The following is a 13841-nucleotide window of genomic DNA, read 5'->3' on the forward strand; positions in this document are numbered from 1 at the left end:
CGTCCACCGGTCGCACGGTTCCGCGTGCCCCGGGGAGCGGCTGGAATCGGCTGCATCCGAACCGCGCGGCTGGGATTCCTGTTTGGGTCGCGGATGTCGATGCTCGAACACATTGCGCGACGCTCCGGCGCCAAACGTCACCTCGTCCTGGAGGTCTTCGACCATCCTGCGTCGGGCGACTAATTGGTGGTCTCCGGGTTCGGCACCCGGGCCCAGTGGTTCGGCAATGTGCAGGTCAACCGGCGAGCGCGCGTCTTCCTCGCTGGGCATACGCCCGCACCCGCGCTGGCGCGCACGCTCACCCAGCCCGAGCCGGACGCGGCGATGGCGGCCTACACGCGGCGACACCGCCGGGCCAACGGTGACGGGTGGCCTTAGGTGAACGCCGCGCTGCGGAGGTGCGTGCCGTCAGTCGCCACGTCCTAGTAGCTGGCGACACCCCTCCAGAAGCACAGGCTCTTGGCCTTGTTCGCGACCAGTACGCCGTCGGCGACGTCGTGTTCGGAGAAGTACACATTGCCTTCGACGACGACGGGGTCGTCGGTAGACGCGATCACGGTGTCTCCCACGCGGGCGTTGTCGGGGCGTAGGCGAGGACTGCGGACAGGCTCCCGCCCCGCCCCGGGCAAGGTGGCAAGGCGGTTGCTCGGCGTGTGAACGGCAACATGGCCAGCGCTGTCGCGAGACCGAACATGATGTGCTCGGTGACGAAGGTGCCGTAGCCGACCATGGACGCCATGTTGGCGATCTGGTCGCCACTCGCGAGGATCGCCGCGGCCAGCGGCAGTCCGATCCACGTGCTGACGGCGAAAACGATTGCACCGTAGATCATTCCGGCGATCAGCAGGTTGACCCCGCGTAGTCTGGCCATCCGCACGATCACCGCGAAGACGATCCCGTACATGGCCCCGACCATCATGTGCACTACGGCGCCGACGACGGCGGGACCGAATGCGAAGTAGAAGTTCGAGCCGGCCATCGCCTGCTGCATGGACGCCATCATGGTCGAGGGATCGATGAGCACCGATCCGATGTGATACAGCGGGGTGAAGAATCCCGAATGCTGATAGGTGGCGGCGGCGATCATGGCGAACATCGCCATGACCAGGGACGCGATCACTCCGGCGATGGCGCCGACGACCAGGGTGCGTCCGAAGCCGGCCTTTGTGTCGGTGTGCGCAGTGGTGCTAGATGACATGGTTCTGCTCCTCGCGGTGCCGTGTCGGGGGAATCCTTGCTCCCCCTCACTGCGGAAACCCGGTGATTGGCGCCAAGCCTTCCCGGTCGGGTCCCCGAGTCGGAACTATTTGTCCTGCAACCGAAGCCAGGACCTACGGACGCGGGCGAGCGCCGCGATGAGCCGCGATGTCGTGGGACGCGCTAGTTGGGTTCGGACGTCGGCGATCGAGGCGTTCCAGGGCCCGTCGTTGTAGGTAGGGTAGGGGTGGGTTGCGCCGGCCAGGTCGCGCGTGCGCATTCCGTGCTTGACCGCCAACACCAATTCGCCGATGGTCTCGCCCGCGTGTGGGCCGACGATGCTCGCCCCCACGATGCGGTGCCGACGGTCGAGGACGAGTTGTGTGTGGCCGCCGGTGTCGGCTTCGGTGACCGCGCGATCGAGGTGGCAGTGGGACAGGGTCTGTACGTGCAGTCCGGGTATCCGCCGGGCGGTTCGCGGGTCGATCCCGACCACGGCGATCTCGGGGTCGGTGAACGTGACGCGGGGTTCGCCGGTCTTGTCGAAGGTGCGGCGCAGTCCGAGGATCGCGTTGGTCGCGGCAATGCTGCCGTGCATTCCCGCCGTGTGCGTGAACTGTGGGTGACCGGTGAGGTCGCCTGCTGCCCAGATTCTCGGGTTCGAGGTGCGCAGATGGTCGTCGACTTTGACGTAGCCGCGGTGATCGAGAGTGACCCCGGCGTTCTCGAGTCCGATCGAGTCGGTCCGCGGGGTGCGGCCGACACTGACGAGCACACGATCGAACCGGACCAGGCGACCGTCGGCGAGCGTGAGCGTCTGCTCGGTGATCGACTGTGCGGTGGTAGCGGTCACCACGTCGACTCCGTCGGCGATCATCGACGCGGTGAGTGCGCGGGCCGCGGCCGGATCCTCCTGTGGGACCAGGGAATTCGCGGATTCTACAATCGCGACCGCGGAGCCCAGCCGGGCGAATGCCTGGGCCAGCTCGCAGCCGATGCTCCCGCCGCCGAGAACGAGCAGACGCCGTGGCAGCTCGACGAGGTCCCAAATCGTTTCGCTCGTCAGGTAATCGACGGTCTCCAGGCCTGGAAGGTCGGGTAAGGCGGGGCGGGCGCCGGTGGCAATCACGGCCTGGGCGAACGTGAGTGCGTCGTCGCCGACGGCGAGCGTGCGCGGACCGGTGAAGCGGGCGGCGCAGTCGAGCACCGTCACTCCCGCCTCGGTGAGCGCCTGCGGGGAGTCGACGGGGGCGATGGTCGCGATCGCGCCCCGAACATGCTCCATCACGCGGGGGAAGTCGACGGTCACGGTCGAGGCGGTGATCCCGAATGTGCGTCCATCACGCATCGCGGCGGCCGCGGATGCCGCGGCGATCAACGCCTTCGACGGCACACAACCGGTCCACAGGCAGTCTCCGCCGGTGCGATCGCGTTCGATCAGGATGACCTTCGCACCGAATCCAGCGGCGGTCTTCGCGGCGACGATGCCTGCGGTGCCTCCGCCGATCACCACCAGATCGGCCACCCCGGGCAGCTCAGACGCATGCCCTGCGTCGGTGTGCGCGGCACTGGTCACTGCAGATCGCCGCGGACGAGGCGATCGATGACGTCGTGCATGTGCGTGACGCTCTGCGGGTCGGGCATCCGCCGCAGAGCCCACCGCGACAGGGCGGTGTCGATCTGGCGGAACTCGATGGCGGCGGCCCGGCACCTGTCGCACTCGGCCAGGTGAGCCTCCAACCGGCGAATCTCGCTCGGGTCGAGCAGCGCCGCGGGATCGGAGTCGAGGTAGCGCTGGATTCGACGCGCCGACCAGTGGCACGTCAGCATCATCCGGATAGCCCTGATCATCGGGGCCCCCGAACGGCGGCGAAGTTGGGTCGGAGATGACGACGGACGCGGGCGCGCGCACGGCTGAGCCTCGACATCACGGTTCCCACCGGCACGCCCAGTGCTTCAGCTGCCTCGGCGTACGTGAGTTGATCGACGTCGACCAACAACAGCACGGTCCGGAACTTGGCATCCAAGCTCTGCACCGCCTCCTCCAGGTCGTCGGTGAGGAAGAAATCCATGACCCGGTCCTCGGTGCTCGGCGGGTCGATCCCGAACGCGGGCCTGGCGTCGGCCAAGGACGCGACATCGTCCACGCTGTCCGGGCGTCGGCGTCGGTGCATGTTCATATTCGTGTTCCTCAGTATGGTCAGCAACCAGGCCCGCGGATATCGGCCGTCGAATCGGTCCATCCCGCGCCACGCGCGCACTAGCGTTTCCTGCACCAGATCATCGACGTCCGCGGACCCTACGAGAGTGTGCGCGACCCGGAGCAACACCACGATCTCGGGTTCCACGAAGCGCCGGAATCCCTCCGCCTGCGCGCTTTGGTCGCCGATCTCAGGTGGGTCCACCATCAGGAAACCCCCGGGACTGCCCCCGGTGTTCCCGTGAGAGACGATTTGTGCTGATTTCGACGAACGGACTGCCCGATGGCACGACCAGCCCGATACACGGCCTCGGCGCGCTTCTACGATCGGATCTCGTTGGAATGGCCCGTCTACGGTGCCGGCCGCGTCGTGGCGATCGATCTTCTGGCCCTACGGCCAGGCCACCATGTCCTCGACGTCGGCTGTGGCACCGGTTTGAACTTCGCCCCCCTGCAGCACAGGATCGGCCCGACCGGGTCGATCACCGCCGTCGATGCCAGCGCGCAGATGCTCGAACAGGCCCGACGGCGAGCGGATTCGGCGGGATGGAACAACGTGCGCCTCATCGAAGCGGATGCGACCACGGTGGATGATGCGACCGTGGACTCGGGCGGCGGCTTCGACGTCGCCATCAGCACCTACGCGTTGTCGCTGATGTCGGACTGGCGACGGGCCGTGTCGGCCATGACGAAGGCGACCCGCGTCGGTGGCCGGGTGGCGGTGGTTGACATGCAGCAACCAGTCGGCTGGGCCATGGTGTGGACCCCGCTCGCTCGGTTGGCCTGCCGGCTCGGCGGATCCGACATCGGCGCTCATCCATGGACCGCGGTCGAATCGCTATCGAATGTTCGTGCGGCATCCGTGCGCGGCGGACACATCCAGGTCCGGGTGGGTTCGGTAACCGATCGCGACCACTGACACCTTCGCTCAGCCGCGGCGGTGGGCGCCGTACCCGCAGGTGCCTGCCCAGCGCGCCGTCATCCGGAGTCGCTCCCGAACGTCCGTGACCACCAGCTCCGTCGTGCCGTGTCCGCCGCGCCGCCGAGCATCTCGGCTGCGCGGTCAGGGAACTCGTGCCGGACCGCGTTGACGACTTCTCGCACACTGGGGTTGACAAGCGCCAGACTGCCGACGAACACCGTGGGGACGGTTTCGTCGCCGCCGGTGACTGCGCGCACCCGCTGAGCAGCGGCGTGGTCCTGCCAGATGTCGATCTCGGTCGTCGTGATGGCCCGGCGCCGCAACCCCCTGCGCAGGCTCCTGCAGAACGGGCAGCCGGGGCGCCACAACACCTCGACGCCGTCGACATAGTGAGCAGTACTCATGGGCCATCTTCCTTCGCCGATACCTGGGTTGGGCGGGTCAACGTTCTTGACGGGGAACACGGCGGACCCGCACCAATCTTCCGCAGCGCGTTCGATTCCCACATCGCAGGGTCCGCAAGAGCTGGGTTCGCCGGCCATCACATCGAGATCGCTTTCGTCCGAGGTGCCACCGAGCGGCCCGGACACGTGCGCCCACGGTGCCTACGTCCGGACGGAGATGGTGAACGAAGCGGCCGCGTTCGCCGCGAACCGACACTAGTTCGCAGCCCGCCACACCGCTGCGGCGATCAGCTCGGGCACCAACACCTCGGCGAGCAGCCGAACGTCGTCGTCGGCGTCGCCGGGGTAGCGGAGTTGCCGCCAAGCACCGGGGACGTCGCCGCCCACGCCCACGACGATGCTGCCGCGTGCGGTGGTCCACTCGGCCAGCTGTGCCTCCCACGCCGAGCCGGCGAAGACGAGCAGTCGGTAGTCCGTGGTCTTGGTCAGGTAGACGTCGACGTGACTCCAGTCCCCGGTCTCGCATCCGACCGCAGGTAGGCGTGGGCCCTCGCGGAGCATGAGGGCGGCCTGCTGGGCCGAGCAGAATCGGTGTGCCGGTGCGGCGAAGTGGGTGCCCGCGGGTCCCAGCAGAAGTTCGGAGAGTGTTGGCCGCCAATCGGACTCGGTGGCGATGAGGTGTTCGCAGGCATCGGCCGCGGCGGCGACGGACGCTGCCAGCGCGGCGGTGTCCTCGCCGAGGAGATGGCATTCGAGGGCCAGCAGCAGGGCCAGGGTGTGCTGGTAGCTGCGGCAGGCCACACCGCCGACTTCCGGCTCGGCGTCGAGGTCGACGACGGCGTGGCAGCGTTCGGTGATCACTGAGCCCGGCGTGTTGGTCAACGCGATCGTGTCGACCGCGTCGGGGAGTCTGCTCAGGGCATCGAGGGTTTCGATCGACCCGCCGCTGGCCGACGTCGCCACGACGAGAGTTCCCCCAATCCAATCGGGAAGCAGCTTCGACGATGCCAGCTCCGACGAGGCGACCAGGCCACGTGCGCGCATCCGGGCCGCGGGCGACGCCCCCCGCATAGGCCGAGGATCCCATCCCGAGTAGCACCACCCGTCCGACGTCCTTCGGAACGGCCTCGGCCCACGGGTTGCGAGCCGCCAGCGTCGCGGCAAGGCGGCGAAGCACGTCGGGTTTGCGATGCAGATCGGCGGCGAAACCGTCGGGCTTCACGATCAATGCCGTTAACTTTAGCGTTACCGCAGTTCAGCGCCTTTTGTTGGGGAAACATGTTGTAGCGGTGGCATTTTGGCTGATGACTTGTGGGTTGATCTGGCGAAGGTGATTCGGTGGACCCGGTCGTTTTCGGGGCTCATATTGCCTCCTAGAATGGTTGTGCAACAACGGATTCCACGTATCATTAGCACCTGTGACCGACAGTGACCCGGGTGGTGAATACGGTCACGCGGACCGGTTGACCGACCGGATCGGCCTGGGTGTGCTGACCAGACTGGTGCACCGCGATCTTGTCGATGAGGTGCTCGCCGACACCGGCCGCACCGAGCGTCGCCGCCGCCTGCTACCGGCCCGGGTGGTCGTGTATTTCGTGCTGGCGATGACGTTGTTCTTCGACGACGCCTACGAAGAGGTGATGCGCAAACTCGTCGAGGGGCTGCGGTTCCTGCGGTCCTGGGACGACGACTGGCAAGTACCCACGTCCTCGGCGCTGTGTCAGGCCCGCGCACGCCTGGGCGCTGAGCCGACGCGCGAACTCTACCTACGGGTGCCCCGGCCGCTGGCCGGGGCGGGCACCCCCGGCGCCTGGCTTGGGGACCTGCGGGTTATGGCCATCGACGGTGTCCAACTTGATATCCCCGACACCGCCGACAACGAAGACGAGTTCGGTCGCGGCGTCAGCCTTGGTCTGGACGCCCCCTACCCGAAGGTCAAAGTGCTCGGCCTGGGCGAATGCGGTACCCATGCCGTGATCGACGCACACCTGGGCGGGGTGCGCGTCGATGAGCGCGAACTGGCCCGCCCACTGTTGGCCAGTGTCGAACCTGGCATGCTCGTGTTGGCCGACCGTGGGTTCTACAGCCGAGAATTCTGGGACGAGGCCGCCGCCACCGGGGCGCAGCTGCTGTGGCGGGTGCAGTCAGCACTGAAACTGCATCCGGTCACCGACGCGCCAGTCGTCGCCGGACTGCGTCGCCGTCGCCGCCGCGTCGTAGTTCAGAGACTTGTTCGGTCCCCACGACCACGAATACGTCAGTTTTGCGGTCTTCTCGTCATCACCCGGCTTGCTGAAGTCGACCTTCAGCGTCGCGTCCTTGCCCATGCCGTTGAACATCGAGGTGATTGCCGCGCTCGCGGCGGTCTGATCGTCCGTGCTCGCGGCTGCCGCGCCGCCGTCCTTGCGGGCCATTGCGTCGGCGAACGCGCGAAACGCGTCTTGCGGGTCCGGACTCGAAAATAGCGAACAACTCGTCGAGCCAAGTAGCAGGACGCAGAGCAGAATCGGTAGTACCCAACGCTTCGTCATGACTCGTCGAGCCTAACCACGAGCATGGCCAGAACACGGGAACCCCCGGGTCGCTAGAGCGTCGTGATCCCCGACAGGTGCTCTATCGGTTCGAGCAGTCCAGCGACACCGTGACGGTGCGGGCGACGACGACCGGAATGACGCGGTCGCGGCCCGCCCCGTCAACTCGGATGATCTCGGTCCGTTCCCGCGGGTTGCGGACGTTGGTGACCACGCACTGGTCCAGCGGCGCGCTCCCGATGCGGTCGAGCTTGACGTCGAAGCCCTGGGCCTCGAGCTGACCGATCGTGACGATCGCGGACTCGGCCGCGCTGGCCGGAATGGCCGGCAGGGCAAGCACTCCGATGGCTGCCGCGGCAATTGCTGCTTGGATGAACAATGCGGTACGCATGACCGCTCCTCTCATTCGTGTCACCTCGGAGATGTTCCGATTCAGTTGGTGATTCGTGACTCGAATGAATGGTGCGGCTCAGCGGTACCTCACTGCATGGAGGTTGTGTGGAGATCAGCTGGAGATTGCCGACGGCGGCGACGCGTTGACCCCTCGACGATGATGGCCGCTCAAATGCCTACGCGACTCCGGAGCCGTCTGCGGGTAGCGCCGGTATAGACCGTCGATCAAACGATGGGCCTCATAGAGCTCGCGCCGCAAAATGCCCGCGATGGGGTCCTTGCGGGTGTTCCCGCGAGCGCGTGCGCGCCGGTTGCGAGATTCGGCGGCCTCGAGCTTGTGCGAGATGTCGTCGACGTGTCCGTACAGCTCACCCAACAGTGCCAGCGCTTGAGCGCTTCCCGCGTCATCGACCACGGTCGGATCCTCTCATCATTCCTTAATGCCCGCATAGTCGTGGGGGCTCTCGACTCCGAAGCGCGGGTGACTCGCCGTGCCGTGACCGCGCGCTCGGCGTGTCGTCGCAGAATCGCGATGCCGAGGTTCCGTTCGGTTGCGCCTGTACTGGCCATGGCGACGCATCAATTCCCTTGATGGCGCCTGTGATTCATGTGCCGGTCGGTGGAGCGGAGAGGCGTGGGCCAAGGACGGGGCAGTGTCGCACCGGGCCCGCTCGTGCCCCGCTCATGAAACGCATAGCGTGCAAACCGTGGCCGCGTCGTGTTCAAAATGTTACTGGAGTAGAGCAGTGTTCCAGAAGTTACAGCAGTGATTCAGTTTCGTGATCCAACTAGGAGATCCCATGACAATCATTTCGGGCTTGATCGACGTCTCGGCGAAGGCCTCGAGCGCGATGGCCATCTCCGTGGGCATCGTGGTCGCAGCCAGTGCCGCTCCAGCGCCGGCGCACGCCGATGCGATGAGCGACAGCTTTCTGTCCGCACTCACCAACTCCGGTGTCTCGGTCGCCGATCCGAACATGGCCGTCACGATGGCGCAGTCCATCTGCCCTCTTCTCGTAAAGCCCGGTGGCAACTTCGCCGCCGTCGCATCCCAGATGGGTGGAACCAACGGGGTTTCGCCGGGGATGGCCAACCTCTTCACCAGCATTGCCATCTCGATGTACTGCCCGTCGATGATGGCGTCGCTGGCCAATGGCAACTGGCTCGGTCAGGGCGCCCAGATGGGTCTGTCCAGACTGCCGGGACTGTCCGGCCTCGGCATCCCAGGCATCTGAGAAGTCAGTATCCGCCTAGCCGAAGTGCGTGCTCGGCCGCGGCAGCCTCACACCGTCGAGCACGATGTCGAGTTTCTCGTTGTAGAAGGCGACCAAACCGGCGATGGCCGCCACCGAAGGCAGCGGGTATTCGTAGGTCCAGGCGAGGTCCTGATGGACGGCGTCTCCGAGGTGCACCGACCAGTAGCCGGTCGTGGTGCCCTTGTACGGGCACAACGTCTCGGTGTCACTGGGCACGAGGTGATCGAAGGACACGTCGGTGCGGTCGATGTAATACCTTGTCGGCAGACCGGTTTCGAAGAGAAGGATCGGACTGTGTGTATCGGCGAGGACCGTGCCGTCGAGTTCGACCCTGACGTGACGGTGCGAGCGCAGGGCATCGACGCGGACGTAGGGGTTGCGGGGGTGACCGACGATCAGCTCGTCCTCTTCGAACCATTGGACGCTTTCCCACTCGAACCGCACGAATCCCGCGACCGGTCCGTCACCGTCGGCGTCGAACACCCGTGCCGCGGGCGTCTCGTCGGAGCTTACGGTGATCGAGTACAGCCTCGATGGCCCGAATTGCACTCGCTGGGGATGGTTTTCGTCGGTCAGCAGCTCGTTGTTCACGTCACCGAGCGGGATGTAGTACTGCGGGTAATACGGAACCTCCCAGACGTAGCGCGCCGCCGTCGTGTCGAAGAGCGAGTGGCCTCCAACGAATCCGCGCACGCGCCGCGGGGCAGGCTCGACGCGGCCGCGCACCGCGGCCATCTGCGGGTAATCCGGAACGCTTCCCGAGGTCATGACTCCACCATAGGATTGCCGCCGTAACTCGTACGTTCATTTGCCCTGACAAGCATGGAGTACCCACATGGACCTCAAGAACGACACCGCGTTGATCACCGGTTCCAGCGGCGGAATCGGCGAGGAGTTCGCGCGTCAACTGGCCAGGCGCCAGGTCAACCTGGTCCTCGTCGCGCGGCGGGCCGACAAGCTGGCCGAGCTACGGAGCAGCCTGCTCGAGACCAGCCCCGGCCTTGAGGTCGACGTCGTCGCCGCGGATCTGTCGCTGCCCGGTTCTGCCGCCGACCTCGCATCGAAGGTGAGCGAGCTCGGGCGCCGGATCGACATCCTGGTCAACAACGCGGGCGTCGGCCTGCACGGCGACTTCGGCGGCCAGGAGGCGGAAGCGAACGCCGCCCAGGTGCAGCTGAACTGCGTGACGTTGGTCGAGCTGACCGCGCTCTACCTACCGGCGATGACGAAGGCCCGCCACGGACTGATTCTCAACGTCGCGTCCACCGCGGCCTTTCAGCCGACTCCGGGGATGGCGGTGTACGGCGCGACCAAGGCGTTCGTGCTGTCGTTCACCGAGGCGCTGTGGAAGGAGAGCAAGGGCAGTGGCGTTCGCGTGCTGGCCCTGTGCCCCGGCGCCACCGAGACCGAGTTCTTCGCGCGGACCGGCGAAGAATTCCTCACCAGCGGCAGGCAGACGTCGAAGCAGGTCGTCGACACGGCGATGGCCGCGATTGACAAGTCGACGCCGACCGTGGTCTCCGGCTTGAAGAACGCTCTCCTGGCCACCGGCTACCGGTTCACGCCGCGACGCGTGATGCTCGAGGTGTCGCATCAGCTACTGAAGTCCAATTAGGTGGCCGCATCGCCGGTTTCACCGAGATGCCCACCGGGGCAGGTGTCGTCGCGTTAGCGTGGGGCTTCCGCAGTACGCCGAGACGGGACGCTGCGACCGGTGATGAGTTGTTGCACCCCCTGATCGTCGGTGCACCGGGGCCGCTGCCGCCACGACCAACAAGCTCCTTGTTGAGAGGTGCAGACTCCCACTACTGGCTCGGGTAATCGTGCTGACACCGCGCCGCCGCCGCATCTGGTGTGCAAGCATCTGCGGATGAGCTCGCAAGACGATCCCGAGGCCCGTATCCGAGACCTGGAACGCTCCCTTGGCGAACAGCCATCGGAACTGACGCAGAGCTCTTACGAGATGGGGTCTGGACAGTACGGCGGGGGCTACACCGCGCCTCCTTCGTACACCGCTCCGCAAGCCCCGTACACCGCTCCGCAGTCCCCGTACACGGCCCCGCAGTCGCCCTACGGCGCGCCGTTCCCGCCCGTGCCAATGGCGACGACCGGGGGAGCCGGCCGTGGGTGGATCGTCTACGCGGTAGCGGCAGCAGTGCTGGTGGCCGTCATCGGCGGCACGATCATCTTGTTCGCGAACGTGTTCTCCAACGTGAACTCGTTCATCGACACGTTTCAGGGCAGCCCGACGGCGTCCGGCGGCGGTGGCGGGCCGTTCGACGGCTCACCGAGTCGCAGCGGCGGCAACCGGTCGCCGGCATTGACCATCGCGCCGACGGCCCCGGTCGGACCTCCCGGCGGCGAGATCAGCGTTGCGGGCGTCGGAGACAACAAGACGATCGCCTGCAATGACAGCGTCGTGAACGTCAGCGGCGTCGACAATACGGTCGTGATCACCGGGCAGTGCCGGAGCGTCACGGTCTCCGGCGTCGAGAACACCGTCACCGTCGACTCGGCTGCCATCATCAGCGCCTCCGGCTTCAACAACCGGGTGACGTACCTGTCGGGTACGCCCGAGATCGAGAACTCGGGCAACTCTAACGTCGTCGAACAGGGCTGAAACCTGAACGCGTGCAACAGATGTGAGTGGCCGGTCCACCGACCTCGGGGATGAATCGCCAACGGACCAAGCCGTGTGGTGTAACGCCGATCGGGTCCCGATTATTCTCCCTATGAGATGCCGAACTCCAGGTGAACACCGGGCAACCAGCGAACGGCTGACCTCGAAGTGTTTACTCTTCCGCGACGCCACAACAGCCTCATCAGCCACTTACGTCAGTTAACGCAGCAGAACTCGAAGAATTTGCTGTCGTGTCGCCTGTGATCTACCGCTCACTTTCAGTGTGAAGAGTAAGGAATCGTTATCTGAACCCTTGCTCACGGGGCCCGCGCGCTCTTCGCCAGCGACGCAAAGATGCAGGCAGGGGCGATCGGAGATGTTGCGAGACAAAGATAACGATGCTGTAACGAAAATTTTCTTAAGCGTGTCCTGAGAGGTTTACGGATACCTCGCTCGGCCCCCTGCAGAGGCAGCGGAATGGCCGACTATTCGTCGCTAAACTCGGTTGCGACCGCGCTTCCACCGGAGCGGCGACCAGATCGAATCGATTGCCGGCCCGAGTGATGCCGGCGGAGGTGCCAAGAAAACATGGCTAATGCTATTGCGCGCTCGAACAGCGTCACCGTAGGAAATCAGGACGTCGCTCTGCTCAAGTCGACGATGGTCGGGCGTGGCCCGATCTCCGACATTGCCGTCGACGCCGACACCGTCGTGGTGTCCAACTTCAGAGACGACTCGATCGCCGTTCTCGACGCCGACACCCTGGCCGTGCATGGCGGAGTCTTTGCGGGCCAACCCACCACGGTCGCCGTCTCCGACGACCGCGCGTTCGTTGCGGTGTCGTCGGCAAGCTACGACGCCATTGCGGTGATCGACACCGTCAACGGTGACGTCCTCAAGGAATACCCGCTCTCCTTCAACGTCACGGCCGTGGCGACCAGCCCCGACGGCAAGCGCATCTACGCGGGCCGGGCAGGCGAGGACGGCGTCGACGTCGCCGTCATCGACGTCCCCGCCGAGCGCGTCGGCACCATCTACGTCTCCAAGGGTGCGGACGCCACCATCGACGCACTGTGCCTCGATGCCACGGGTCGGCGCCTCTACGTCGCCGTGTCGGACGCGCGCAGCAGCCGGCTGTTGACCGTCGACGTCGAATCTTCGCGGGTGCGAAACACTTTGGAGATCGGTGCACCCATCCGTGGTCTCGAGCTCGGCATGGACAGCACCGCCTACGTGTTGACCTCCGACATCGCCGACGGTGGCGCGCTGCACTTCGTCGACCTCATCAAGAACCGGATCACCGGAATGGTCACCGTCGCACAGGCTCCCACGCAGTTGGCCCTCAGCGACGACGGTGCCCACGCCTACGTCGTCGACTACGATCACGTCGCGGTGATCGACACCGATGACCGCAGCGTCGTCACCACGGTGTCGGTGGGCGCGCGACCGTCGGCGATCGCGCTTCGCGGCGATCGGCTGTACGTCGCCGACTACGACGGTGGCGTCAGCGCGTACGCGGTCGCATCGCCGATGCCAATGCTGTACTCGCAGTTCGTCGCAGCCCCGTCGGTCGTCGCGCCGACGTCGCGCGAACTGACACCCGCGGGCGCCTGAGCGACTCCTAGCGCCACAGGTAGCGGGTCTTCGGTCGGTCTGCGCCACCGTAGTCGGTGTGCCGCGTCACGGCGCCGTCGTCGGCCAGTCGCTCGAGATATCGCCACGCGGTGACCCGCGACACGCCAACCTGTTTCGAGACCGCATCGGCGGTCAAACCGTCGGCGCCGTCACGGACGGCACGGGCGATGTCGTCGTTGGTCTGCGGTGCGGCGCCCTTCGGGGCCACGGACTTGTCGGTCGCGATGCGCAACTCCGCCATGGCACGGTCCACCTCGGCCTGGCTTGCCGCGTCGACGCTGGCGGGCAGAGCCGAACGGTAGCGCCGATACCGCTCGAGCCTGTCGCGAAATGCCGCGAACGTGAACGGCTTCAACAGGTATGCGAGCGCACCGTGGGCGACGGCTGCGCGCACCATCTCCAGATCGCGCTCTGAGGTGATCGCGATGATGTCAGGCGCGGGCCGTAGTCCGGCGAGTGCCGATGCCAGACTGATCCCGCTGGCGTCCGGGAGCCCGAGGTCCAGCAGCACGAGGTCGATCGGCATCTCGGCGGCGGCGGCCTGCGCCGCGGTCTGCATGGCGTCGCGCGCCGTGTGGACCACCGCCACCGCCGAGAAGCCCTCCAGCCGAGTCAGATACGTGCGGTGAGCTTCCGCGATCACCGGATCGTCTTCGACGATCAGTACGGAGATCACTGCTCCC

The 13841-nt window shown here is 66.1% G+C and carries 18 protein-coding genes and 1 pseudogene; 8 read left to right on the plus strand and 11 right to left on the minus strand.

Annotation, left to right across the window (positions count from 1 at the left end):
• Window positions 1-183, plus strand: a pseudogene (locus tag VET27_RS00005) (hypothetical protein); the annotation flags it as partial.
• A 3-nt stretch (window positions 184-186) separates the two neighbouring features.
• On the plus strand, window positions 187-378 hold the full coding sequence (locus tag VET27_RS00010; RefSeq protein WP_526514342.1) for a hypothetical protein: 192 nt from the start codon (window positions 187-189) through the stop codon (window positions 376-378).
• Window positions 379-422: 44 nt separating this feature from the next.
• On the opposite strand, the gene VET27_RS00015 is transcribed toward VET27_RS00010, so the two are convergent.
• The 5 genes from VET27_RS00015 to VET27_RS00035 all read right to left on the minus strand — a co-directional run bounded on the left by VET27_RS00015 (window position 423) and on the right by VET27_RS00035 (window position 3605).
• Complete coding sequence (locus VET27_RS00015) at window positions 423-557, minus strand: DUF427 domain-containing protein (RefSeq protein ID WP_526514343.1); 135 nt, start codon at window positions 555-557, stop codon at window positions 423-425.
• The gene (locus VET27_RS00020) at window positions 554-1198 is read right to left on the minus strand and encodes a hypothetical protein (protein WP_526514344.1); all 645 of its coding nucleotides are present in this window, start codon (window positions 1196-1198) and stop codon (window positions 554-556) included. The genes VET27_RS00015 and VET27_RS00020 overlap by 4 nt, the downstream gene beginning before the upstream one ends.
• Window positions 1199-1303: 105 nt before the next feature.
• Window positions 1304-2773 (minus strand): dihydrolipoyl dehydrogenase family protein, encoded by a 1470-nt coding sequence (locus tag VET27_RS00025; protein ID WP_526514345.1) that lies wholly within the window; start codon window positions 2771-2773, stop codon window positions 1304-1306.
• Window positions 2770-3048 (minus strand): anti-sigma factor family protein, encoded by a 279-nt coding sequence (locus VET27_RS00030; protein WP_526514346.1) that lies wholly within the window; start codon window positions 3046-3048, stop codon window positions 2770-2772. Before VET27_RS00030 ends, VET27_RS00025 begins: the two co-directional genes overlap by 4 nt.
• Window positions 3045-3605: an RNA polymerase sigma factor gene (locus tag VET27_RS00035; RefSeq protein WP_526514347.1), complete on the minus strand. Its 561-nt coding sequence runs from the start codon at window positions 3603-3605 to the stop codon at window positions 3045-3047. Before VET27_RS00035 ends, VET27_RS00030 begins: the two co-directional genes overlap by 4 nt.
• A 75-nt stretch (window positions 3606-3680) precedes the next feature.
• Here VET27_RS00035 and VET27_RS00040 point away from each other — a divergent pair, with 75 nt between their 5' ends.
• Window positions 3681-4316, plus strand: coding sequence for a class I SAM-dependent methyltransferase (locus tag VET27_RS00040; protein ID WP_526514348.1), 636 nt, complete (start codon window positions 3681-3683; stop codon window positions 4314-4316).
• Between the two features lie 59 nt (window positions 4317-4375).
• Here the strand turns inward: VET27_RS00040 and VET27_RS00045 are convergent, their stop codons facing one another.
• Together VET27_RS00045 and VET27_RS00050 are read right to left on the minus strand one after the other, a co-directional pair.
• A complete protein-coding gene (locus tag VET27_RS00045) occupies window positions 4376-4723 on the minus strand; it encodes a glutaredoxin domain-containing protein (RefSeq protein WP_526514349.1) in 348 nt (115 codons plus the stop codon).
• A 255-nt stretch (window positions 4724-4978) separates the two neighbouring features.
• Window positions 4979-5794: an SIS domain-containing protein gene (locus tag VET27_RS00050; RefSeq protein WP_526514350.1), complete on the minus strand. Its 816-nt coding sequence runs from the start codon at window positions 5792-5794 to the stop codon at window positions 4979-4981.
• A 347-nt stretch (window positions 5795-6141) separates the two neighbouring features.
• On the opposite strand from VET27_RS00050, the gene VET27_RS00055 reads away from it, so the two are divergent.
• Window positions 6142-7188, plus strand: a complete 1047-nt coding sequence (locus tag VET27_RS00055) for an IS4 family transposase (RefSeq protein WP_526514351.1) — start codon at window positions 6142-6144, stop codon at window positions 7186-7188.
• A 148-nt stretch (window positions 7189-7336) separates the two neighbouring features.
• Here VET27_RS00055 and VET27_RS00060 read toward each other — a convergent pair whose 3' ends face one another.
• Both VET27_RS00060 and VET27_RS00065 read right to left on the minus strand, forming a co-directional pair.
• Window positions 7337-7645 (minus strand): hypothetical protein, encoded by a 309-nt coding sequence (locus VET27_RS00060; RefSeq protein WP_526514352.1) that lies wholly within the window; start codon window positions 7643-7645, stop codon window positions 7337-7339.
• Window positions 7646-7759: 114 nt separating this feature from the next.
• Window positions 7760-8062, minus strand: coding sequence for a hypothetical protein (locus VET27_RS00065; protein ID WP_526514353.1), 303 nt, complete (start codon window positions 8060-8062; stop codon window positions 7760-7762).
• A 385-nt stretch (window positions 8063-8447) separates the two neighbouring features.
• Between VET27_RS00065 and VET27_RS00070 the strand changes: the two genes are divergently transcribed.
• Window positions 8448-8882, plus strand: coding sequence for a DUF732 domain-containing protein (locus VET27_RS00070; RefSeq protein ID WP_526514354.1), 435 nt, complete (start codon window positions 8448-8450; stop codon window positions 8880-8882).
• Window positions 8883-8897: 15 nt separating this feature from the next.
• Here VET27_RS00070 and VET27_RS00075 read toward each other — a convergent pair whose 3' ends face one another.
• Window positions 8898-9671 (minus strand): DUF427 domain-containing protein, encoded by a 774-nt coding sequence (locus VET27_RS00075; protein WP_526514355.1) that lies wholly within the window; start codon window positions 9669-9671, stop codon window positions 8898-8900.
• Between the two features lie 67 nt (window positions 9672-9738).
• Between VET27_RS00075 and VET27_RS00080 the strand changes: the two genes are divergently transcribed.
• From VET27_RS00080 to VET27_RS00090, 3 genes are all read left to right on the plus strand, one after another.
• A complete protein-coding gene (locus VET27_RS00080) occupies window positions 9739-10518 on the plus strand; it encodes an SDR family NAD(P)-dependent oxidoreductase (protein WP_526514356.1) in 780 nt (259 codons plus the stop codon).
• Between the two features lie 255 nt (window positions 10519-10773).
• A complete protein-coding gene (locus VET27_RS00085; protein WP_526514357.1) occupies window positions 10774-11523 on the plus strand; it encodes a DUF3060 domain-containing protein in 750 nt (249 codons plus the stop codon).
• Between the two features lie 588 nt (window positions 11524-12111).
• Window positions 12112-13137: an MmpL3/TtfA transport complex stabilizer gene (locus tag VET27_RS00090; protein ID WP_526514358.1), complete on the plus strand. Its 1026-nt coding sequence runs from the start codon at window positions 12112-12114 to the stop codon at window positions 13135-13137.
• A 7-nt stretch (window positions 13138-13144) separates the two neighbouring features.
• On the opposite strand, the gene VET27_RS00095 is transcribed toward VET27_RS00090, so the two are convergent.
• Window positions 13145-13834 (minus strand): response regulator, encoded by a 690-nt coding sequence (locus VET27_RS00095; protein WP_526514359.1) that lies wholly within the window; start codon window positions 13832-13834, stop codon window positions 13145-13147.
• Window positions 13835-13841 lie beyond the last annotated feature (7 nt).

It is taken from the genome of Mycobacterium sp. (assembly GCF_035633495.1).
In the GTDB taxonomy this organism is placed as follows: domain Bacteria; phylum Actinomycetota; class Actinomycetes; order Mycobacteriales; family Mycobacteriaceae; genus Mycobacterium.

Excerpts from the sequence above, each read along its gene's own strand:
- VET27_RS00040 (WP_526514348.1), top strand. The coding sequence starts at position 3,681 with ATGGCACGACCAGCCCGATACACGGCCTCGGCGCGCTTCTACGATCGG.
- VET27_RS00085 (WP_526514357.1), top strand. The coding sequence starts at position 10,774 with ATGAGCTCGCAAGACGATCCCGAGGCCCGTATCCGAGACCTGGAACGC.
- VET27_RS00070 (WP_526514354.1), top strand. The coding sequence starts at position 8,448 with ATGACAATCATTTCGGGCTTGATCGACGTCTCGGCGAAGGCCTCGAGC.
- VET27_RS00075 (WP_526514355.1), bottom strand. The coding sequence starts at position 9,671 with ATGACCTCGGGAAGCGTTCCGGATTACCCGCAGATGGCCGCGGTGCGC.
- VET27_RS00035 (WP_526514347.1), bottom strand. The coding sequence starts at position 3,605 with ATGGTGGACCCACCTGAGATCGGCGACCAAAGCGCGCAGGCGGAGGGA.
- VET27_RS00020 (WP_526514344.1), bottom strand. The coding sequence starts at position 1,198 with ATGTCATCTAGCACCACTGCGCACACCGACACAAAGGCCGGCTTCGGA.
- VET27_RS00045 (WP_526514349.1), bottom strand. The coding sequence starts at position 4,723 with ATGAGTACTGCTCACTATGTCGACGGCGTCGAGGTGTTGTGGCGCCCC.
- VET27_RS00050 (WP_526514350.1), bottom strand. The coding sequence starts at position 5,794 with ATGCGGGGGGCGTCGCCCGCGGCCCGGATGCGCGCACGTGGCCTGGTC.
- VET27_RS00090 (WP_526514358.1), top strand. The coding sequence starts at position 12,112 with ATGGCTAATGCTATTGCGCGCTCGAACAGCGTCACCGTAGGAAATCAG.
- VET27_RS00060 (WP_526514352.1), bottom strand. The coding sequence starts at position 7,645 with ATGCGTACCGCATTGTTCATCCAAGCAGCAATTGCCGCGGCAGCCATC.
- VET27_RS00030 (WP_526514346.1), bottom strand. The coding sequence starts at position 3,048 with ATGATCAGGGCTATCCGGATGATGCTGACGTGCCACTGGTCGGCGCGT.
- VET27_RS00080 (WP_526514356.1), top strand. The coding sequence starts at position 9,739 with ATGGACCTCAAGAACGACACCGCGTTGATCACCGGTTCCAGCGGCGGA.